This window comes from Flavobacterium sp. CFBP9031 (genome assembly GCF_034044945.1).
GTDB lineage: Bacteria > Bacteroidota > Bacteroidia > Flavobacteriales > Flavobacteriaceae > Flavobacterium.
This window is the reverse complement of the sequence record NZ_JAXCWF010000004.1, coordinates 268,144-288,266: the sequence shown is the minus strand read 5'-3', so window position 1 is coordinate 288,266 and position 20,123 is coordinate 268,144. Positions and strand designations below refer to the sequence as shown.

The window sequence follows — 20,123 nt, the reverse complement described above, 5'->3', positions numbered from 1 at the left end:
ACAAAATTTCATGAAGCATATAATTTCAGCATGCTTTTTTTTATTCAGTTTATGTATGTCCGCTCAGAGCGTTACCATAACTGTAGATCAAAATACGACATTAAAAGAGTTCTTCAAGCAGATTGAAAATCAAACCGATTTTAAATTTGCTTTTACAGATCAAATTGATACGAATAAAAAATATTTTACGAAAAAAAGCACTTTTAAGACTATCGAAATTGAGAAGATTATTTCTGAATTAAATCAAACTTCGATTGTACAGTTTTCTATTTCGGGCAATAATATTTTTGTCAAACAGAAATCTCAAACTCAAAAAACAGCTAAAAAAAAAAATAAGCTGACAGGTCGCATTTTTGACGATGAAAGACAACCCGTTATTGGCGCCAATGTTTTTATTAAAGAATTGGAAACAGGTGTTGTAACAGATGTTAATGGAAATTATAGCATTGAAGTTCCTGACGGAAATTACACGGTTCAAGTAAGTTATGTTGGATTTAAAAATGAAGAAAAACGAGTTTCTGTTACAGATGACAATAAAGTCAATTTCAACATAGATCCAGATAGCCAGCAATTGGGAGAAGTTATTGTAATGAACAATAAAGCTGCCGATATTAAAGCAACTCAAATGAGTGTTAATAAGCTTTCGATGCAGGAAATTAAAAAAATTCCTGTTGCTATGGGTGAGCCAGATCCATTAAAATCAATTTTGACTCTTCCTGGAGTTACCAATGCGGGAGAAGCTTCTTCGGGTTTTAATGTAAGAGGTGGTGCTGCCGATCAGAATTTGATTCTTTTGGATGGCGCTCCGGTTTATGCCGATTCGCATATGTTTGGTTTCTTCTCTATTTTTAATGCCGATATGATTAACGGTTTAGATTTATATAAAGGAGGGATTCCTTCCAAATTTGGAGGACGTGTTTCTTCTGTTTTAGATGTAACGCAGCAAACTGGAGATTTTGAAGAATATAAAGTAAATGGAGGAATTGGAATTATCTCCAGCCGTCTTTTAGTTCAAGGTCCGTTAGAAAAAGAAAAAGGTTCATTTATTGTTTCTGGGCGTGCTTCTTATGCGCATTTATTTTTGAAATTGGCAGATAATAATAACTCAGCGATGTTTTATGATTTGAATGCTAAATTAAATTATCGTTTTAATGCCAAGAATACGCTTTCGTTTTCGGGTTATTTCGGAAATGATTTATTCGATATTAACGATCGTTTTGCAAGTACGTACGGAAGCACAATGGGAATTTTAAATTGGAAACATAAATTTACTGATCGTTTAAACAGCAATTTATCCGTTTTTTATAGTGATTACAGATTCAATCTAGAAATTCCAATTGAAAGTTTTAAATGGGACAGCAATATTGCGAGTTACGGATTGAAATACAATTGGAATTTCCAACAATCGGAGAAGTTTAAAATCAATTATGGAATTGATGGTTTGTATTATAATTTTAATCCTGGTGTTGTAAAACCGACTTCTTTAGATTCGCAGTTTAATTACATGCAGTTGGATAAAAAATATGCTTTAGAAACTTCTGCTTTTGTCGATTTTGAAAATCAGATTACAGAAAAACTGACTTTCCGCTATGGACTTCGTTACAGCATGTTTTACCGTTTAGGAGATGAAACCATCAGCACTTACGAAAACGGTCAGGCTGTTGTCTATAATCCTTTATACAATATTTATGAGGAAGGAACTCCAAACGGAAGCATTTCTTATGGAAAAGGAAAAAAAATCAGCACTTTCAATAATTTTGAACCGAGAGCTGCATTGTCTTATGCTTTTAACGACGAAACTTCTGTAAAAGCAAGTTACAACAGAATGGCACAATACATCCATATTTTATCAAACACACAGTCTCCTTTACCAATGAGCATCTGGACACCAAGCGGACCTTTTACAAAACCTCAGCTTTTGGACCAATATGCGATGGGGTATTTCAGAAATTTCAAAGACGGAGATTACTCTTTAGAAACCGAATTATTCTATAAAAATGTTCAAAATCGTATTGACTATATTGACGGCGCTGATGTTTTGGCTAACAACAATATTGAGCAAGTTATTCTAAACGGAAAAGCCAGATCTTATGGTTTAGAATTGTTATTCAGAAAAAATACAGGCGTTTTCACTGGATGGGTCTCTTATACTTTATCTAGAGCAGAACAAAAAACGCCAGGGAGAACTCCCGAAGAACCAGGAATTGCAAATGGCGACTGGTATTTATCTGGTTACGACAAACTGCATAATTTGAGTATTGTGGGAAGTTATGAATTGAACCCAAAATGGTCATTTAATGGAAATTTCACGTTACAGTCTGGACAGCCGGTAACGTATGCCAATGGGTATTATGAAATGGGAGGCATTCATATTCCGAATTATTCTTTGAGAAACGAAAATAGATTACCGCTTTTCCATCACTTAGATGTTGCGGCTACATACACGCCAAAACCAGACAAAAAGAAAGGATGGCAGAGCTATTGGGTATTCAGCCTTTATAATATTTACAACAGAAAAAATGCGGCTTCTATGAGTTTTACAACCAATGAAGATACAGGAGCAAATGAAACCAGAAGGCTTTCTATTTTCGGAATTGTTCCTGGAGTTTCTTATAATTTTAAATTTTAATGCTATGAATAAATTGAAAAAATATACGATAATGAACAGAGCATTGGCATTAATAAGTCTTCTTTTTGTTTTTTCTTTTGCTTCTTGCGAAGATGTAGTCAATCTGGATCTGGAAACTGGCGAAACGAAACTGGTTATCGATGCCGAAATAATGTGGAAAAAAGGAACTGACGGAAAGGAACAAACTATAAAAATTAGTAAAACGGCTCCTTATTACAACAATTCTACGCCAAAAGTTTCTGGTGCGCAAGTACGAGTAGAAAACAGTAGCGGAGATGTTTTTACCTTTAACGAAACCGAGGCTGGAGTTTACAAATGCACCAATTTTATTCCTGTAATCGATGCCGATTATAAATTATTTATCAATGCTGAAGGGCAAAGTTTTACGGCAGTTGAAAAACTAACTTCTGTAACTCCGATTAATAAAATTGAACAAAAAATTGTTCCTGATTTTGACGGAACAGATATCATTGAATTGACTTTTTATTACAACGACCCAGCAGATCAGATCAATTATTATGTAACCGATTATCAAGCTTCATTTTTGATTTATCCTGAATATGAAATTACAAATGATGAATTTTATAACGGAAACGAAATCAGTACAAGATATTCTCATGAAGACAAAATGAAATCTGGAAATACGGTTACAATTACACATAGAGGCGTTTCTAAAAACTTCTTCAATTACTGGAAATTAATTTTAGAAGCTTCCAGTTCAAATCCTTTTTCTGTACCTCCAGGAAATATTAGAGGAAATATTATAAATACTTCTGATACTAATAATTTCGCCTTTGGCTATTTTAGATTGTGCGAAGCCGATCAAATTGATTATTTGGTGCAATAAGAAGTAAAAAACCACCTTTCAAAAGAGGTGGTTTTTTATTTATTCTAAAATTTGAGTGAAACAACTTTTTTCTATATTTTAGTACAAATTAATTAAGAACACATCAAAGTTTCTTTATTGTTGACTTGATGGTCTAGCCACTAATCTCTGCATCATTTCTTAAAAATGAAAATAAAAAAAGCTCTGTTTATATTATCTTGTCTCGTTTTAGTCTCCTCCTGTAAAAAGTATAACAGAAGCAAATCAGAAGCATATTTTGAAGGGATAGATTTAGATTTTGTCATTTTAGAAAAGAAACCGCTAAACCATGGGAGAGAAGTTAATTTAAAAATAAAAAACAACAAAAATAATACGATTGAGATTTATTGTGAAGAGAATACTTTATTCGCTTGGCATTACAAAGACTTTGAAATTGGTGACACAATAGTCAAAAAACAAAACGAAGATTTTTTTACAATTCATAAAAAAGACACCATACTATATTTCAAGTTTGGATACAAAAAATAAAATATTTCATTTCTAATTTGGCTTCTCAATTTCATAAATGAAATTCAATTTCGGTTTTTCTCCAAAATAAGCTACTACTTCCTCTGCTATTTTTTCGGCTCCTATTCTTGAAATCGCAATTTGCGAACGAATATTCTCGGCACCAATATGGAATTTTACTTTTGAAACATATTGAAAAAGATAATCCAGCATGGTCTTTTTTACACTTTGATTTACGCCTTTTCCCCAGCACGAAACAGCATAAAAAGTATAGCCGATAAAAATGCTCTCGCCTTCTTGATCAAAATCGTAAAATCGTGTACTTCCGATAACTTCTCCGGTTTCTTTATTTATAATTTTAAAAGCGCCTTTACTTTTAATCGCTCCTTCAAAAAAGTTTTCGAAGACTTCTTTTTTCCATCTGTCTTTATTAGGATGCTGTTCCCAAATTTTAGGATCGGAAGCTACTTTGTATAATACATCAAAATCTTTTTCTTCTAAAGGAGATAGAATACAAAGATCATTTTCTAAAACAGGTTGTAAATTAAAATTCATTATTCTTATTTTTATAAAACTAATTCCTCAAAAATTGGATCTTGCAAAAACGAACCATACAAAGATTCTATAGCATGTTTAGAACCATGTATCTGCCATTCTAAAATAATATGATCTACAGTACGGTGTTGCACTAACAGTTTAGCTTTTATACCATAAGTAGAAAAAAGCTCTTTACATCTTGCATGACCAGCATCTGAGCGCTTAAAGGTTATTCGAAGCGTTTTATGTTCGTTGATTAGGTCAATTTTATCTTGAAGAAAAGTTAGCATCGTTAGAATTATAAGAATCATAAGTGCCGCACAAGCCGATGCAAAGTAATATCCCGCTCCTACTCCCATACTAACCGCCGCAACCGACCATATTGTCGCTGCCGTTGTAATGCCCGAAACATGATTGTCTGATCTAAAGATTACTCCCGCACACAGAAAACCTAAACCGGTAACAATATTAGAAGCGATACGATCTGGATTTCCATCTCCTCCGATCCATTGGGACATTAAGGTAAAGAAACAAGCTCCGACAGAAATCATTATTGTGGTGCGAAGTCCAGCAGCTTTTCCTCTATATTCTCTTTCAGCTCCAATTAAAGCTCCCCAAAATGCGGCTAAAAGCAATCTTATGATAATTTCTACTTCCATTTAAGCTTTATATTTTTTCAAATAAAATTACAAAAAAACCTTCAAAATTAAACTTTGAAGGTTTTTCACTTTATCTAAATTTTTAACTTACTTATATTCTTGTTCTTTCTTTGCGTACCAATCTTTCATAACATAAAAAGCTTTCTTTTTAATTCCTTGATCGGAAACTAAACCTTTACGGTTAAAGAAATCCTGAATATTGGGCAATTGTCTTCTTGGCGATCTAAAGTCAACTAGGATCCAAGGCGAAACTCCTGCTAAACCTTCAATTCGATTAAACATTTGTGTGTTTTGAATGTATAATTCTTCCTGATATTCTTCGTTCCAGCGTTCTTTTTTGTCGCCGTGTAAACCTTGCAAAGCTTCGCCTCCAAATTCACTGACAATAACGGGTTTGTTGTACGGAATTACCCATTGCATGTCTTTACAAGATTCATTGGTTCCTCTATACCAGCCTAAATATTGATTGAAACTTACAATATCTACATATTCGTTCATATTATCATGAAGCGTATTGATATTATTGGAGCTCGAAGTAACTTCCATCGCCATACTAATTAATCGAGAATTATCTTGCGTACGCGCATATTTTGCCAATTTGCTTAAGAAAACATCTCGATCATCGCCATGCGGAGTTTCATTTGCAATTGACCAAATCACGATGCCGCAACGGTTTTTATCTCTGTAAATCATATCGTGCAACTGGCGTTCGGCATTGGCATAGGTATCAGGATTTGTCCAAGAAATGGTCCAATAAACCGGAACTTCAGACCAAATCATTAATCCCATCTTTTCGGCTTCTTTAACCATATTTTCATTGTGCGGATAATGCGCCAAACGAACATAATTACAGCCTAATTCTTTTGCCCAAGTCAATAACGTAATGGCATCGTCTTGAGACCAAGCTCTTCCAGATCTAAAAGGCGCTTCTTCGTGAATGCTAATTCCGCGTAAAAAGACTTTTTTTCCATTTAAGAGAATTTCCTTGCCTTTCGTTTCAATAGTTCTAAACCCAATTTGATCCGCGATATTTTCATCTGCTTTAGAAATGGTTACATCATATAATTTTGGTTTTTCAGGCGTCCATAAAACAGGATTAGCTTTGACTTCAAAAGAGGCAATTCCCTTAGCGTCGGTCGTAACGCTTTTTTTAATTTTCAATTCTGGAATGGAAATAGAAACCGTTTGATTTGCTGATTCGCTGTTTAGTTTTATCCAACCCGAAATTTTTCCTTTTTCTTTTTTATCCAATTGAACTAGATAATCTTCGATATACGTATTCGGAACTTGAGCCAGAGTTACGTCTCTTGTGATTCCGCCGTAATTCCACCAATCCATATTTACCGTTGGAACATTGTCTTTATGGCGTTTGTTATCGACTTTTACTACTACGAAATTGTTTCCGTCGACTAATAAATTGGTAACATCAAAATTGAAAGGAGTATAACCGCCAATATGTGTTCCTGCCAGTTTTCCGTTTACGTAAACTTTCGCATCATAATTGACAGCTCCAAAATGAAGAATTCCTTTGGTCTTGGCATCTTTTTTATAATTGAAATCTTTTTGAAACCAAACCGTTCCTTCATAAAAAAACAATCTTTGATCTTTCGAATTCCAATCAGACGGAATATCCATAACTGATGAGGTTGCGAAATTATATTCGCTCAACTCTGTAGTATTCCATTTTTTATTTTCGAAAAAGCCATTGTCTTTAAAAGGCTCTAAACGATAATTATAATATCCGTTTTCGAGAGGATCTACAATATATCTCCATTTTCCGTTTAATGTAATATTGTTTCGAGATGAAATGTTAGATACCAACGGAATTTCCTGTGCTATTGTTTTTCCCATTAACAGAAAAGTACAACACAGCATTATTATCTTTTTCATAGTTAAAATCATTTTGGTTTTGAGAGTCTTTAGTTAGTAAAATATGAAGATTATAAAGTTAAAAAGTTTCTCAAATTCATTAGTTAACAAACATTCCAAATTACTGAAAAATAACCCATCAAATACTTATCAATTTAGCATTTATAAGCTTTTCTAATTTTAAAACCAGATTTGTTTGATCTTTATTCTATGAAAAATACTAATATATTTGGAATTAAATTTGCCAACCTTAACCAAAAATCACTACTAAATATTCAAGCAGATTATCAATATATTGCTGTATTAAGCCAATTTTCCCATTAAAAATAAGTATGAAAAAAATAAATCTTTTTAGAATTTTACCACTACTCATTGTCATTTCTGCAGTGACCGTATTTCTTATATATAATAATCAATTGAATAAAAAATTTATAAGATTAGAGGTTAACAGCATTATTGTAAAGCGAAATAATTGGCAATTAAGAACGACTGAATTTTATTTGCAAAATGGATTGAGAATTGACTCTACATTTAAGAATAATTTTGACCTAAAAATAGGAGATTCTATTTCAAAAAAATCAAATACTCCTATTTTTAGAATTTACAGGAAAGGAAATGGGAAATATCTATTTTATAAAAAAAGTACTATCGATTAAAGCAAACATATCTTGAATTTAAAAATTAAAAAAGATTAATCCTTTGGATTTACTTCCGTAGGAGAATTTATCGGGTAATTGATATTCATAACAATATGGAAGGATATGTTGGTGGATTTGGAGATATTGGAAGTTTTGGTATTCCTAAAATAAGTTTTGGACTAAGTATAAATCTTCATGACAGTTATATTGAAAATGATAATTCAGTTCTTTCGAATTCGATCCCTGGTGGTCTACTTCAAAATTTAGGAGGGACTAGTAAAACATATAGCCGTGGTCTTGGATTAACAGGAGGATATTCATATTCTTCAAATGAAAGAGCGACGGAAAAGTCCAATTACGGCGTTGAAACAAAAAGCATAGGATTAGGCTTGGGAATAAACGCACAAAAAGGTATGTCAAGATCGTGGACTTTTACAGAAATTTATAATAATATGAAAAAATGAAAATAAAAAATCTATTTATACTAGCTCTACTAATTCAATTATCCTGCGAGAGATATGATAGTAATAAATCAGCATCTTATTATCAAAATATGGATTTAAATTTTATTATTCTAGAAAAAAAGCCTCTAAATCATGGTAGAGAAGTGAATTTAAAAATAAAAAATATTAAAAATAATAAAAATGAAATTTATCGTGAGGAGAATACTTTATTTGCTTGGCATTATGAAGATTTTGAGATTGGAGATACAATAGTCAAAAAGCTAGGAGAAGATACTTTTGCAATTCATAAAAAAGATACAACCATGTATTTTTCTTTCGGATACAAATAATAAGTTTGATTGAAAGTAGATTTGTTTTATTAATGCTACTTCATTAGGAGTATTTAATTTACTCGTTGCTAGTGGACAATAAAGATGACAAATAGACTAATGACTCCTGATAGATTATATGTAAGTTTTTCTTATAATGCCCCTTGCTGGCGAGCATCTTGCTCGTGAAGGTAAAGAAACTCGACAAAAAACATAAAGAAAACCTCGCCGCTTGGCGGGGTTTTCTGCATTTATAAATAGTATTGTTACAGATTTAGGTGTTTTTATAATATATCCACTTAACTAATTGAAAGAGAATATAAAATTTTAATTATTGAATAGAAAAAGAGACGTCCAGTTAACTTCCGCTATAAATGGTGCCAGTGATCCGGAAATTATTGCAGATAACAACGATAATGAATTAGGTTAATTAGCTTCTCTGCTGTTTTAGTTAATCGTTTTGAAAAAGCAACTGATAATTATCTTTAAGGCTCAGGTTTTGGAGAGGCGATGGTAAGGAAATATTTTAACGGAATTGTAACCGATGGAGCTAATCAATACCTATATTAATACATTAATACTCATAAAAATAAAAACATCTGCCACAGGCAAGAAAATTTCAAAAGCAAGAACAATTTATAAAAGAATCAGAATTTCTAGATATTAAATTTTAGTCTATATTTAATCAAAAAAACATCCCTTTTTCATTAAACATGGAACAATTAGAAGACATAATAAAACAAGTTTCCACTAAAAATAAAAGAAACCTTTTTACCTTTTTAACGGGCGCCGGAATTTCTTCTGAAAGTGGAATTCCGACTTATAGAGGTGTTGATGGTATTTGGATCAAGGGAACAAAATTTCATAAACCTGAAGAGTTTGGAACGTTTAAATACTTCAAAGAAAATCCTGAAGAAGTTTGGCAATATTCATTATTTAGAAAAAAAATGTTCGAAAATGCAAAGCCGAATGCAAGCCATTACGAATTGGTCGAAATTGAAAACATTTTAAAAGACAGATTTCATCTAATTACTCAAAATATAGACAACCTACACAGGTTAAGCGGAACAGAAAGAATTTTCGAAATTCATGGAAATAACAGACAAATAAAGTGTTCAAACGGTTGCAGAGAAATTATAAATTTACCTGAAGAAATAAAAGGAAAAGAGATTGATGAAGATTTAACCGAAAGAGAAATAGAGCTTTTAAAATGTAAAAGTTGTGGAAGTTGGATGAGACCAAATATTCTGTGGTTTGACGAATATTATGACGAACAAACAAATAAAAAATTCAGTTCTTTGAAAATTGCCAAAAATTCTGGAATACTTTTTATTCTAGGAACTTCTGGAGCAACAAACTTACCAGTTGCAATTGCAGAAACCACTTTAAAATATGGCGGAACTATCGTCGATATTAATATAGAAGACAATCAGTTTACGGCTTTGATAAAAGATAAAAAGAATAAAATAATTATTCGTAAAACGTCAACTGAAGCTTTAAAGATGATAAAGGAAATGATTAAAAGCATTATTTAACTTAAAAAATTATGCATAAACAAAAAAGCCATTTCAACTAAGAAATGGCTTCTGATTCTTTTATCAATCCTAAAATTTTCCCGTAAGCAATAGCTGCTTTATGAACTTGAATCGTCCAATCTTCTGCAGCATTATCATCGGCTCCATCAGAAATATATTTTAGACTTAAAAATGGAATATTTTCTTTCATCGCAATCATAGCTAAGGCGTAGGCTTCCATATCAACCACATTGTAAGCGTCTGAACAATGTCCCATTTCAAAATTATCTCCAGTTCCGCAGATGCCTTCTTGAAGATTATCCATTAACAAACCATATTCTAAAAGTGGCGGCAAACCAGAAAGTGGCGTTTCGTATAAAGCAAAACCCAAACCGCGAACGTCCATATCTCTTTGTACAAATTTGGTACAGCAAATTACATCTCCTTTTTGAAAACAGCTACTTCCCGCCGAACCTAGATTTATGATTACAGAGGGCCTTTTCTTTTGAATGGCTTTTGTCAATTCGTAAGCTGCATTTACTTTTCCGATTCCGGTAATTAAGACATTGTGATCTTTAAAAACTTCTGCTGCTTCAGATTCGAGCGCAAAACAGAATAATATATCTTCAATAGCAAATGATGCCGTTTGGTTAATTTGTATCATGTGTAATTTATTTTCGGTTTACAAAAATACGTTTAAAAATTTACGATGCTCTAACCTAAATTTAAAATCCAAAAAAGACGTTAAAGTCTGTTTTCGCTATTGGATTTTATGATATAAAAAATACATTTGCGAGAACCAGTAAAAAATTTAAAACCAGAAAGAATAACTGCATGGATAGTGAAAAATTTATTTTCTGCCTTGAAGGCGTTAAAGATATAGACGATCATACCCAAACCAATGTGGTAAAATGTTTGGAAGAATTGGCCATAGACCAAGGCATTTCGAGCATTCATAAAACTTGCGATACGATCGAAGGTTTAGAAGAAAGTCTGAATATTCTGCTTTACGAAGATCATAATTTCAAAGATTATGAAATCATTTATTTAGCCATGCCTGGGCAGGAAAATAATATCTGCCTTCACGATTATTATTACAGCATTGAAGAAATTGCCGAATTGTTTGAAGGAAAAATGAAAGGTAAAATTATTCATTTTGCCAATCTTAAGGTTTTAGATTTAAACGAAGAAGAAGCGCAATATTTCTTAGACATAACTGGAGCAAGAGCCATTTCTGGCTACGGTTCTACCTACAATAAAATTGCCAGTTGTAGCACGATTGACAAAGCTTTTTTTAGCTTGTATCAGGAAAACGACAATATAATTGAAGTGGTTGAAGATCTATATGCTAAACATTACAATCTCTGCAAACTGCTTGATTTTAGATTATATTATTAGAATGAAAAAGCAGGCGGAGAAAATAAAAACCTATAATCCAAAAGGATTTCGAGAAAAGTTTTTAGGAGAAGACAATCCTATTCATTTACTTTTTAAATCGAATTCTGATCATTTTTTCTGTTTGGAAATCGAAGAAATGATGCAGATGCAGCATCCTGTTCCGCCTTCGAAACATTCTTGCCATACTTTGATTTTTATTTCTTCAGGTCAGCATGTTATGAAATTGGGTTATCAAGAATATGTCACGACCGATAACGAAATGATTATGGTTCCTGCCGGTCAGATTTTTTCGCTTGATAATGTTAACAACATTCATAAAGGTTATATCTGCCAGTTTCATCCCGATATATTGATTCGGAAATATGGCAGCCGTGAACTGCTCAATGATTTTGACTTTCTAAAAATTTCAGGAGATCCCAAAATTAAACTTGCTCCCGAAGATATTGCCCCAATTACCAATATTTTGGAACGATTGAAAAAGGAATATTCTGAAAAAACGATTACAGATTTAAATATTGTTCAATCGTATCTCATTACTTTGTTTTATGAAATGAATAAAAATGCGGTGAAGACTTCTAAAAGTATTTCGGCGGCAGAAGCAATTACGGGGAAATTTAAAGAATTGATTCATGACCATATTAAAACCCAACATCAGGTCAATTACTATTCCTCGATGCTAAATGTTACTCCCAATCATTTAAACAAATGTGTCAAAAATGTAACAGGAAAATCTGCTGTAAAATGGATTGACGAAAACATATTGCTAGAGGCTAAATATTTATTGTTTCAAACCACACTTTCTGTAGGTGAAATCGCAACGCAAGTAGGCTTTGAAGATCAATCTTACTTTAGTCGATTTTTTAAAAAAGCAGAAGGAATCTCTCCTATTCGGTATCGAAAAATGATTGATAAGTCCTAATTATTGATTATAGAATCCTAACAAATATGCGGGTGTTTTTCAGAAATTTGCTTCCTCAAAAATGCAAATTATGATTTATGTTTTTAAAACTTCTGTTGACAGCCCATCCAAATTTGAATCGGCCTCTGTACTCCTAAATGAATTATTGCCTAATTCTTTGTGGAATTTTGACCTTGAAGATTGCGACAACATTCTGAGAGTTGACAGCGAGCTGAATGTAACCGCATTACTTCAAAACAATAGTATTTTCGATTGTATCGAATTAGAATAAAACTTTACAAGCCTTTTAAATTTATATGGAATCAAAATTATACCAAAACCGAACTTTTGAAACGATTGATTATTCGGATCAGAGTTTAGCCCATGTCGAATTTGTAAACTGCGAATTCATTAATTGCAACTTTTCTAAAAGTGACTTAAGTCATAACGACTTTCTAGATTGCACTTTTAAAAACTGCAATCTTTCTTTGGCTACTTTGAGAAATACGGGATTAAAAAACATCAATTTTATAGGCTGTAAATTAATGGGGTTGGATTTTAGCGCTTGCAATAGTTTTTTATTTTCGATGAATTTTCAAGATTGTGTTTTAGACTATTCTACTTTCATTTATAAAAAACTGAAGAAAACCAATTTTACAGATTGCCTTTTAAAAGAAACTGATTTTTCTAATACCGATTTATCTTTGGCTGTTTTTAAAAACTGTGATCTTTCGGGGGCCACTTTTGTGGAAAGCATTTTGGAGAAAACCGATTTCAGAACTTCCAAAAATTATGCTTTTGATCCATCCGAAAATAAAATTAAAGGAACAAAGGTTTCCCATACGGCACTTGCGGGTTTGCTTCAAAAATTTGATTTATCCATAGAATGATTTTTAGTTTTCAGTCGCAGTCACAGTTTTCAGTAACTGAAAACCGTGACTGAAAACTGAGATTGAAAACTAAAAAAGCGGGACTACAAACTAAATTGTATCCCGCTTTCTCTATTTAATCAACCACGATTTTTATTTTATCCAACGTGGATCTCCCACTTTTCTATCAATTAATGTTTGATTTTTAACTGTAAAATCGCCATTTACTGCATTCGTAAATTGAGGATCTAATACAGTTGCAGAAGCATCTGGTCTATTGTTACCTGTTGTTATCTGTAAATTAGGCGAATTGAAATTATTATTATTTGCAAATCCTGGAACAGCCGTTGCTGTTGAATTGGTGTACACTGCAGATCCAACTGCTAATAATGTATTACGTACTGTTGATAAATTAGAAACAAAACGTATGTACAAAATTCTACTTGCTGCTGGTAATGTCGGTGCATAGATAGTACATCCATCGATTAACACATTACTTGTTAATCCTGTCCCTGTTAATCCTGAAGCAGCATCTAAACGGATGAAATCACGTGATGAACAAGTGTCAAATGTACTTTTTGTTAAAGAAATACTTGCCACATAAGTAGTTCTGAAGTCAATAAAATCAGCACCTGCATTAACGTTTACATTTTCAATAATACTATTATCCACAGAGAATGATTTCAATTTTGCTGATGCATTTCCGTAGATTAATTGAGAAGGATAATCATGAACGTAACATCCGCTTATTAAAACATCTCCTAAACCTGTAGTAGCTGCTGTAGCAATTGCTATTGCTCCGCCAGTTGTACCAGTTCCGTTTAAATCTAAATCGATTAAAGAAAGGTTAACTACTTCACTTGAATTAGCCGGATTATTAGCCAACGTGAAATTAACTTTTAGCTTTGGTTTGTTTTCTGGTCTTAGACCTCTAAGCGTTAAAGTTTTATTTACCGCAATTGTTCCTGTTTGAGCCGTGTAATTACCTGGCATGAATACTAAAACAGATCCAGAAGGCGCATCAATAATTTTTTGAAGGAAATCATCTCCCTCTTTAATTAATATTCCAGTTCCAATGTCTATTCCGGTAGTAAAAGTTGCATTACCCCTTTTCTTTGTTCCGTTTAATAAAATTGCAGTGTAAGCCGTTTCTGGTGTTAACCCTGTAAGTGTAGCTACCCCGGCTGTTTTTTCAGCTGCCGTAATGGTGTGCGCAATATTTCCAGGCATAGCAGTAATTTGTGTTACAGCGCTATTTGGAGTCCATCTCAATGTAACTTGAGTTGCCTGAATATCTGCATCTTGAACAGGGAACATGATCTGCTCTGATAATGTTGTAGCTGTTATAACCGACCATTTAGAATCTGCTAAACCAAAAGTAACTGCTTTTACTCTAATAGAATAAACCGTTTCTCCTTCTAGTGCTACTTTTATAGGAAGTTCTGTAGGCGCAACATTTATTGTTTTATAAATTGTAGCGAAGCTTGGATCATCGGCACTAAATTCAACTACATAATGATCTGCATTTTCATCTGCTTTAACCGTCCAATCTAACTCAACCGTGGTCGAGTTTCTGATAGTAGCTTTAAGTCCGATGGGAGAAAATTCTCTTGTATTTCCTATACCGTCTAATAACGCTTCATTATAACTTTCACAGCTAGAAACTGCAACTGAAAGAAATAATACGGTTATTAATCCTTTAAATATATTTATTGTTTTCATCATAATAACTTATAATTTATTATTAGTTTTTTGAAAGATTTTAATAACCGTAATCATTTTTTAACTGACCATTACTTGCATCAAGAAATACTTGCCATATTGGCCAGAATTGTCTCTCATCAGGGTTCACTCCTGCTTTATACAATGATGCTATCTTAGCATCTGCAGCAGTTCCTGTCCATGTCCAAGCAGTAGAAGAATACAATGCTCCTGGATTTGTAGTTTCTCCACGATTAAGTCCATAGATATCTAAACTTACATTATCTGCCTGATATTTATAGTATAAAGTCGCTGGTACATCTGCATATTGTCCTGTACGAGTAGATAATTCTGCCATTTTTTGTTTTGCTTTATCTAAGTTTGCTTTAAGCAAATTCCAACGGATAAGCGCTTGTTTACGTTCCATCTCTCCTGTAAACTCATATTTATTTTCTTCAACAAGAGCATTAAACATTGCTTCTTTGCTAGCTAAGCCATTTACATAAGATTCAACTTTAGTTGCTTGATCTGCTGTAGAAAATGATCTTCTACGAATTTCTTTCAGATAAGGCATTGCTGCACTTGGACCTTCTAATTCGTTTGCTGTTTCAGCAGCTATTAAAAGCACCTCAGCATAACGCATGTACATTTTATTAACCCCGTCATCATTTGTAGAAGTTACATAACGTTTCATCCATTCGTAACGATATTTACCAAAATACCATGTATCTAGAGTACCCAATTCTTGTTTTGCAATACCATTTACTGCTGCACCATATTTGTAAGGTACACAAGTAACATTTCTACGTGTATCTGCTTGATCATAGTCATAGAAAACAAATGGCAATGGTCCTGCTACACCTCCACGGTTAGCTCCATTAGCTTGAAATTGATCAGCAGCTGCAGTGTGTTTTACCGCAAAAGTGAATAACATTCTACCACGCCCATCAGAAAAAGGAAGCTCCCAAAGCGATTCTCCTCCCGCAGCAGTATTTTCTTCATTGTATTTTCTCCATAATCCTTCAAAAGTAGATTCTAAACGAGCAGAACCACTTTGGATCACTTCACGAGATTCTTTTAATGCCAATGCATACATGTTGGCAACTGAAAGTTCTGGATCGCTACTTCTTCTTACTCCATCAGGATATTGCTGATAACCACTTGCCGCCAAGGCCAAACGTGCTCTAAATGCTTTTACAAAAGCTTTATTTACATGTTCTACCGTACTTGTATAAGAAGTTTCGTTAGGCCATGCCACTAATGTTGATGCCTCACCTAAATCTGCAATTAATTGTTTGTAAATAACATCTCTACTCGCTTTAGGCAAATATAATGTCGCAGTAGTGATAGGCTCAAAACGAGCTGGAACATCACCCCAAGACTTAAGCAAATCGGCATAATAGATCGCTCTTAATGTTAAAGCTTCTCCTAGTAGCTGTCCCATTTCTGATCCTGACGTAGGATTCCCATATTGACGTAGCCCCTTAATACAAATATTCGCACGCTCAATACCTGAATACATCATTGAATATGCGTTATTACTTGTATTCATTTCAGTATTAGTTGGCTTCGCATCATACACACACAAATCTGCTTTATCTCCTGCTGTTTGCGAAGTATTGTACCATTCTGTGTCTGTATTTAATCCATAATATGGTAAAAATCTTCCTCTATAAGAATTGGTCTCTGCGAATGGCACTTTTATTCCATCAATAGCTCCTTTTGCAAGTGCAACTTCAGAAAATATCAAAGATGGTTCTAATGTTGACGGCGCTTCTGTATCTAAATAATCGTCTTCAAATTGCTGGCAAGAACTAAATAAAGCCGCAATAATCAATCCCGCTATTATTATTTTATGTTTCATTTTGTGATCGTTTAAAATTAGAAATTAAGATTCATTCCAAAAATCATCTGTCTGCTTCTTGGATAAGGACTTGAATCTACCCCTGGTGTAAGTGGATTTTTTCTTTTTGTTGAAACTTCAGGGTCAGAACCACTAAAGTCAGTCCAAACAAAAACATTGCTAGCCGTTAAATAAAATCTCAATTTTGAAATTCCTAGTTTAGATGTAAACATTTCAGGTGTAGTATACCCTAATGTTAAAGTATTCAATCTTAAAAAAGATGCATCTTCAACTGCCCAATCAGTAAAAATAGCCGATCTCATATAAGGAGACCACATCGTTGTATTAGCATTAAGAGCTGCTAACGCTTCAGGATTATCTGTTACTAATTGTCCTGTTGCTGGATCTAAATTAGTCCATCTTTGTCCATCAGCCATAGTAGAATTTAAATTTTTATATCTTCCTGAAGCCGTAGCTGTAGAAAATTCAATTTTATCGGCATTGTATACCTCATTACCAATACTCCAGTTAAAAGCTGCCATTAAATCGAAACCATAAGCATTTCCATTAATCACAAAACCTCCTGTGCTTTTAGGGTTAACATTACCAATAACGGTTTTATCATTTACATCTACTTTACCATCTCCATTAATGTCTTTTAATTTCATATCTCCAGGCTTAAGACCGCTTCCGTCTCCTACTAGAGAAGTAGAAGTATTAACCACTCCGCTTTTCAAAACATATTTTCCTCCAACAAAATCAAAGTCAGAAACTTCATATCTACCATCATTTCTATAGCCATACATACTACCTAAAGAAGAACCCACTGCCACTAAATAATCATCTCCAATTTGTGAAGAAGCCCATCCTGTTGCTTGTCCAAAATCACTCATAACCCCTAACGAGTTAATACGATTTTTGTTTATTCCCATATTGAATGAAAAGTTCAATCCGTATTTTGCTTTTTCAATCGCAACAACATTTATAGTAGCCTCAAAACCTGTATTTTGCGTTTCTCCCATGTTACGATATTGGAAATCATATCCAACTCCTGAAACTGGAAAATTGATTAATAAGTCACTTGTAACATTTTTATAAACATCAAAATTACCACTTAAGCGATTTTTGAAAAACGCGAAATCTAAACCAAAGTTCTGAGTCACTGTTGTTTCCCATTTCAAATCTGGGTTAGGCATTGTTTTAGAAGGCGCCCAAACACTAGTAACACCGTTAATCCAGGTAGTTGCTGTAGATTGGAAAATTTGTACTTGCTGTCCAACAGGAATATTATTGTTTCCTGCTTCTCCATAACTTGCTCTTAATTTTAAAAGACTTAACCAGCTTTTATTTTTCAAGAAATTCTCTTCAGAAAGTTTCCATCCTGCAGCAAATGCTGGAAAATATCCCCAACGATTTTGCTCTTGGAATTTACTAGATCCATCTGCACGAAATGTAGCTGTGAAAATATAACGGTTTTTGTAATCGTAATTTGCACGTCCGAAGAAAGATAATAATCTATCATCAGGGCTGTAGTAATTATCTACTGATTGTGGAGTTCCTTGTGTTGTTAATGTTTTTGCTTTTTCAAAATCAAAAAAAGTAGGATATCCATGAATTGTCGATGTAAGCGTATTTGTTGTATAATTAATGCTTTCTTCTCCAACAAGAGCCGTCAAATGATGATCTTCTCCCATTATTTTTTTGAAATCATAATTCAACGTATTAGCATTTCTGAAACGTCTCTCCTTACTATCTGACATAATCATTGCAGGCATATTCTGTAACGTAGCCAACGGCGCATTAGCCACATAATAAGTAGTAAGACCGTAAAAACGATAATCTTGATTATTAAAATTATCCAGACCTAAATCTACTTTCAATTTTAAATTATCTACAATTTCCCATCCAAAACTTCCTAACATATTAAAGTTTTTACGAAACTGCTGACGATTATTATCCGAAATAGAAGTAAAAGGATTTATCAACATATCTGTCCCATCCCCATTCACATCTTCTGAAGTTAAACCTGCAACTGGAAGTGGTGCATACCCCACAATAGTACGCATACGTGAATCTGATGAAGATTTCTCATTTTGCTCATTTACACCACCACCGTCAATTTCAGTATCTGAATAACGCACTGTAAAACCAACATCTATCTTATTGCTTAATTTGCTTTTTAAAGCTAATGCTAAGTTATTTCTTTTGTAGTTTGAGCCTACCATGATAGCTTTTTCATCGTAATGAGCATAATTAAAGTTATAATTAAGCTTATCCGTTCCTCCTCTAATTCCTAAATCACGGCTTTGAACTTCACCTGTGTGTCCAAAAATTTGCTCTTGCCAATCATCACCTTTAAGACCTTGGTACAGATCGTGATCTTGCCAATTTCCAAAATACTTTGTATAGCTATCTGGATTAGAAGCTACTTTAGTTCCACTTTGCGAAAGCAAAGCATATTCATATTGCCATTTCGTATAATCCTCTGGAGATAAAACATCAATTTTATTCGCCATCTTTTTCATACCGTAAAACATATTAAAGTTTACGGCCATTTTTCCATCTTTTCCGCTTTTTGTTGTAATAAGAATTACTCCATTTGCACCACGTGATCCGTAGATTGCAGTTGAAGCAGCATCTTTTAAAACTGTCATTGTTTCAATATCAGATGAAGAAATATCATTCATATTATTGATTGGAAATCCATCCACAATAATTAAAGGCGAAGCGTCTTGAGTAAGTGAACCTCCTCCACGAACTCTAATTTTAATATCAGCATCTGGAGAACCCTCTGCGGCAGTTACCTGCACACCGGCAATTCTACCCGTTAAAGCTTCAGCGACATTGGCCACCGGTACTTTTTTCAAATCAGCACCTGAAATAGTAGAAACTGCACCGGTTAAATCAGATTTCTTAGCAGTTCCGTATCCGATTACAACAACTTCATTTAAGTTGTTAGAATCTTCAGACATCGTTGCGTTAACCTTCGTTTTTCCCTCGGCAGAAATGTCAATGTTTTTGAATCCTATAAAAGAAAAACTCAATACTGCTTTCGGATTGGTTAGTTTTATTTTGTAATGCCCGTCAAAATCGGTAGAAGTTCCGTTCTTAGTTCCTTTTTCTAAGACGTTTACCCCAGGAAGAGAAAGTCCCGCAGCATCCTTCACGGTTCCCTCTATCGTTGTGCCCTGCGCGTGTACTTGACTACCGATCAATAAGCACAGTAAGAAAACAAGTTTAAAGCAAAAATTTGCTCCTTTGTTTAATAGTTCTTTAAAGTTCATGGTTGATTGTTTAAGTTATTAAAAGTTTTTTCTTTTTGGTTTAAGTGGTTTTTTGTGGTTACTTTCAATTCATTTTATAGTTAATATTTGTGGTTTTTATTTAACAGTAATTTATTTACTCCTCCCCCAAAGCTTTATTCCTGCTCTGTTTTCCATCCTATAACTTAATCGATTTCGAA

At 33.5% G+C, this 20,123-nt stretch carries 18 protein-coding genes; 11 read left to right on the top strand and 7 right to left on the bottom strand.

Features of this window, described 5'->3' with window-relative positions:
* Positions 1 to 10 precede the first annotated feature (10 nt).
* The 3 genes from SOM12_RS09070 to SOM12_RS09060 all read left to right on the top strand — a co-directional run bounded on the left by SOM12_RS09070 (position 11) and on the right by SOM12_RS09060 (position 3,983).
* On the top strand, positions 11 to 2,629 hold the full coding sequence (locus SOM12_RS09070) for a carboxypeptidase-like regulatory domain-containing protein (protein ID WP_320493142.1): 2,619 nt from the start codon (positions 11 to 13) through the stop codon (positions 2,627 to 2,629).
* A 4-nt stretch (positions 2,630 to 2,633) separates the two neighbouring features.
* Entirely contained in the window at positions 2,634 to 3,476 is an 843-nt protein-coding gene (locus SOM12_RS09065; RefSeq protein WP_320493141.1) for a DUF4249 domain-containing protein, read from the top strand.
* A 165-nt stretch (positions 3,477 to 3,641) separates the two neighbouring features.
* On the top strand, positions 3,642 to 3,983 hold the full coding sequence (locus SOM12_RS09060; protein WP_095929468.1) for a hypothetical protein: 342 nt from the start codon (positions 3,642 to 3,644) through the stop codon (positions 3,981 to 3,983).
* 12 nt (positions 3,984 to 3,995) lie between these two features.
* Here SOM12_RS09060 and SOM12_RS09055 read toward each other — a convergent pair whose 3' ends face one another.
* The 3 genes from SOM12_RS09055 to SOM12_RS09045 form a co-directional block, all read right to left on the bottom strand.
* Positions 3,996 to 4,517, bottom strand: a complete 522-nt coding sequence (locus SOM12_RS09055) for a GNAT family N-acetyltransferase (RefSeq protein ID WP_320493140.1) — start codon at positions 4,515 to 4,517, stop codon at positions 3,996 to 3,998.
* Positions 4,518 to 4,528: 11 nt separating this feature from the next.
* On the bottom strand, positions 4,529 to 5,158 hold the full coding sequence (locus tag SOM12_RS09050) for an MgtC/SapB family protein (RefSeq protein ID WP_320493139.1): 630 nt from the start codon (positions 5,156 to 5,158) through the stop codon (positions 4,529 to 4,531).
* 87 nt (positions 5,159 to 5,245) lie between these two features.
* The gene (locus tag SOM12_RS09045; RefSeq protein WP_320493138.1) at positions 5,246 to 7,048 is read right to left on the bottom strand and encodes a glycoside hydrolase family 2 protein; all 1,803 of its coding nucleotides are present in this window, start codon (positions 7,046 to 7,048) and stop codon (positions 5,246 to 5,248) included.
* Between the two features lie 311 nt (positions 7,049 to 7,359).
* Between SOM12_RS09045 and SOM12_RS09040 the strand changes: the two genes are divergently transcribed.
* The 4 genes from SOM12_RS09040 to SOM12_RS09025 all read left to right on the top strand — a co-directional run bounded on the left by SOM12_RS09040 (position 7,360) and on the right by SOM12_RS09025 (position 9,972).
* Positions 7,360 to 7,683 (top strand): hypothetical protein, encoded by a 324-nt coding sequence (locus tag SOM12_RS09040; protein WP_320493137.1) that lies wholly within the window; start codon positions 7,360 to 7,362, stop codon positions 7,681 to 7,683.
* 95 nt (positions 7,684 to 7,778) lie between these two features.
* A complete protein-coding gene (locus tag SOM12_RS09035) occupies positions 7,779 to 8,129 on the top strand; it encodes a hypothetical protein (RefSeq protein ID WP_320493136.1) in 351 nt (116 codons plus the stop codon).
* Positions 8,126 to 8,458: a hypothetical protein gene (locus tag SOM12_RS09030; RefSeq protein ID WP_320493135.1), complete on the top strand. Its 333-nt coding sequence runs from the start codon at positions 8,126 to 8,128 to the stop codon at positions 8,456 to 8,458. Before SOM12_RS09035 ends, SOM12_RS09030 begins: the two co-directional genes overlap by 4 nt.
* Before the next feature lie 692 nt (positions 8,459 to 9,150).
* Positions 9,151 to 9,972 (top strand): SIR2 family NAD-dependent protein deacylase, encoded by an 822-nt coding sequence (locus SOM12_RS09025; RefSeq protein ID WP_320493134.1) that lies wholly within the window; start codon positions 9,151 to 9,153, stop codon positions 9,970 to 9,972.
* Between the two features lie 37 nt (positions 9,973 to 10,009).
* On the opposite strand, the gene SOM12_RS09020 is transcribed toward SOM12_RS09025, so the two are convergent.
* Positions 10,010 to 10,615, bottom strand: coding sequence for a nucleosidase (locus tag SOM12_RS09020; protein ID WP_320493133.1), 606 nt, complete (start codon positions 10,613 to 10,615; stop codon positions 10,010 to 10,012).
* Positions 10,616 to 10,785: 170 nt separating this feature from the next.
* On the opposite strand from SOM12_RS09020, the gene SOM12_RS09015 reads away from it, so the two are divergent.
* The 4 genes from SOM12_RS09015 to SOM12_RS09000 all read left to right on the top strand — a co-directional run bounded on the left by SOM12_RS09015 (position 10,786) and on the right by SOM12_RS09000 (position 13,137).
* Positions 10,786 to 11,349, top strand: a complete 564-nt coding sequence (locus tag SOM12_RS09015) for a DUF6642 family protein (RefSeq protein ID WP_095929461.1) — start codon at positions 10,786 to 10,788, stop codon at positions 11,347 to 11,349.
* A gap of 1 nt (position 11,350) precedes the next feature.
* Complete coding sequence (locus SOM12_RS09010) at positions 11,351 to 12,268, top strand: helix-turn-helix domain-containing protein (protein WP_320493132.1); 918 nt, start codon at positions 11,351 to 11,353, stop codon at positions 12,266 to 12,268.
* Positions 12,269 to 12,338: 70 nt separating this feature from the next.
* On the top strand, positions 12,339 to 12,539 hold the full coding sequence (locus tag SOM12_RS09005) for a hypothetical protein (protein ID WP_095929569.1): 201 nt from the start codon (positions 12,339 to 12,341) through the stop codon (positions 12,537 to 12,539).
* Between the two features lie 25 nt (positions 12,540 to 12,564).
* Entirely contained in the window at positions 12,565 to 13,137 is a 573-nt protein-coding gene (locus SOM12_RS09000; protein ID WP_095929459.1) for a pentapeptide repeat-containing protein, read from the top strand.
* 132 nt (positions 13,138 to 13,269) lie between these two features.
* Here the strand turns inward: SOM12_RS09000 and SOM12_RS08995 are convergent, their stop codons facing one another.
* The 3 genes from SOM12_RS08995 to SOM12_RS08985 are packed head-to-tail and all read right to left on the bottom strand — an operon-like array spanning position 13,270 to position 19,944.
* Positions 13,270 to 14,841 carry a DUF4957 domain-containing protein gene (locus SOM12_RS08995; RefSeq protein ID WP_320493131.1) on the bottom strand — a complete coding sequence of 524 codons (1,572 nt, stop codon included), beginning with the start codon at positions 14,839 to 14,841 and terminating at the stop codon, positions 13,270 to 13,272.
* Between the two features lie 37 nt (positions 14,842 to 14,878).
* Entirely contained in the window at positions 14,879 to 16,681 is a 1,803-nt protein-coding gene (locus SOM12_RS08990) for a RagB/SusD family nutrient uptake outer membrane protein (RefSeq protein WP_320493130.1), read from the bottom strand.
* 17 nt (positions 16,682 to 16,698) lie between these two features.
* Positions 16,699 to 19,944 (bottom strand): TonB-dependent receptor, encoded by a 3,246-nt coding sequence (locus SOM12_RS08985; protein ID WP_320493129.1) that lies wholly within the window; start codon positions 19,942 to 19,944, stop codon positions 16,699 to 16,701.
* Positions 19,945 to 20,123 lie beyond the last annotated feature (179 nt).

Coding starts and splice junctions, on each gene's coding strand:
- SOM12_RS09025 (WP_320493134.1), top strand. CDS start 9,151: ATGGAACAATTAGAAGACATAATAAAACAAGTTTCCACTAAAAATAAA.
- SOM12_RS09065 (WP_320493141.1), top strand. CDS start 2,634: ATGAATAAATTGAAAAAATATACGATAATGAACAGAGCATTGGCATTA.
- SOM12_RS08985 (WP_320493129.1), bottom strand. CDS start 19,944: ATGAACTTTAAAGAACTATTAAACAAAGGAGCAAATTTTTGCTTTAAA.
- SOM12_RS09070 (WP_320493142.1), top strand. CDS start 11: ATGAAGCATATAATTTCAGCATGCTTTTTTTTATTCAGTTTATGTATG.
- SOM12_RS09005 (WP_095929569.1), top strand. CDS start 12,339: ATGATTTATGTTTTTAAAACTTCTGTTGACAGCCCATCCAAATTTGAA.
- SOM12_RS09045 (WP_320493138.1), bottom strand. CDS start 7,048: ATGAAAAAGATAATAATGCTGTGTTGTACTTTTCTGTTAATGGGAAAA.
- SOM12_RS09010 (WP_320493132.1), top strand. CDS start 11,351: ATGAAAAAGCAGGCGGAGAAAATAAAAACCTATAATCCAAAAGGATTT.
- SOM12_RS09050 (WP_320493139.1), bottom strand. CDS start 5,158: ATGGAAGTAGAAATTATCATAAGATTGCTTTTAGCCGCATTTTGGGGA.
- SOM12_RS09055 (WP_320493140.1), bottom strand. CDS start 4,517: ATGAATTTTAATTTACAACCTGTTTTAGAAAATGATCTTTGTATTCTA.
- SOM12_RS09035 (WP_320493136.1), top strand. CDS start 7,779: ATGGAAGGATATGTTGGTGGATTTGGAGATATTGGAAGTTTTGGTATT.
- SOM12_RS09015 (WP_095929461.1), top strand. CDS start 10,786: ATGGATAGTGAAAAATTTATTTTCTGCCTTGAAGGCGTTAAAGATATA.
- SOM12_RS08990 (WP_320493130.1), bottom strand. CDS start 16,681: ATGAAACATAAAATAATAATAGCGGGATTGATTATTGCGGCTTTATTT.
- SOM12_RS09030 (WP_320493135.1), top strand. CDS start 8,126: ATGAAAATAAAAAATCTATTTATACTAGCTCTACTAATTCAATTATCC.
- SOM12_RS09040 (WP_320493137.1), top strand. CDS start 7,360: ATGAAAAAAATAAATCTTTTTAGAATTTTACCACTACTCATTGTCATT.
- SOM12_RS08995 (WP_320493131.1), bottom strand. CDS start 14,841: ATGATGAAAACAATAAATATATTTAAAGGATTAATAACCGTATTATTT.
- SOM12_RS09020 (WP_320493133.1), bottom strand. CDS start 10,615: ATGATACAAATTAACCAAACGGCATCATTTGCTATTGAAGATATATTA.
- SOM12_RS09060 (WP_095929468.1), top strand. CDS start 3,642: ATGAAAATAAAAAAAGCTCTGTTTATATTATCTTGTCTCGTTTTAGTC.
- SOM12_RS09000 (WP_095929459.1), top strand. CDS start 12,565: ATGGAATCAAAATTATACCAAAACCGAACTTTTGAAACGATTGATTAT.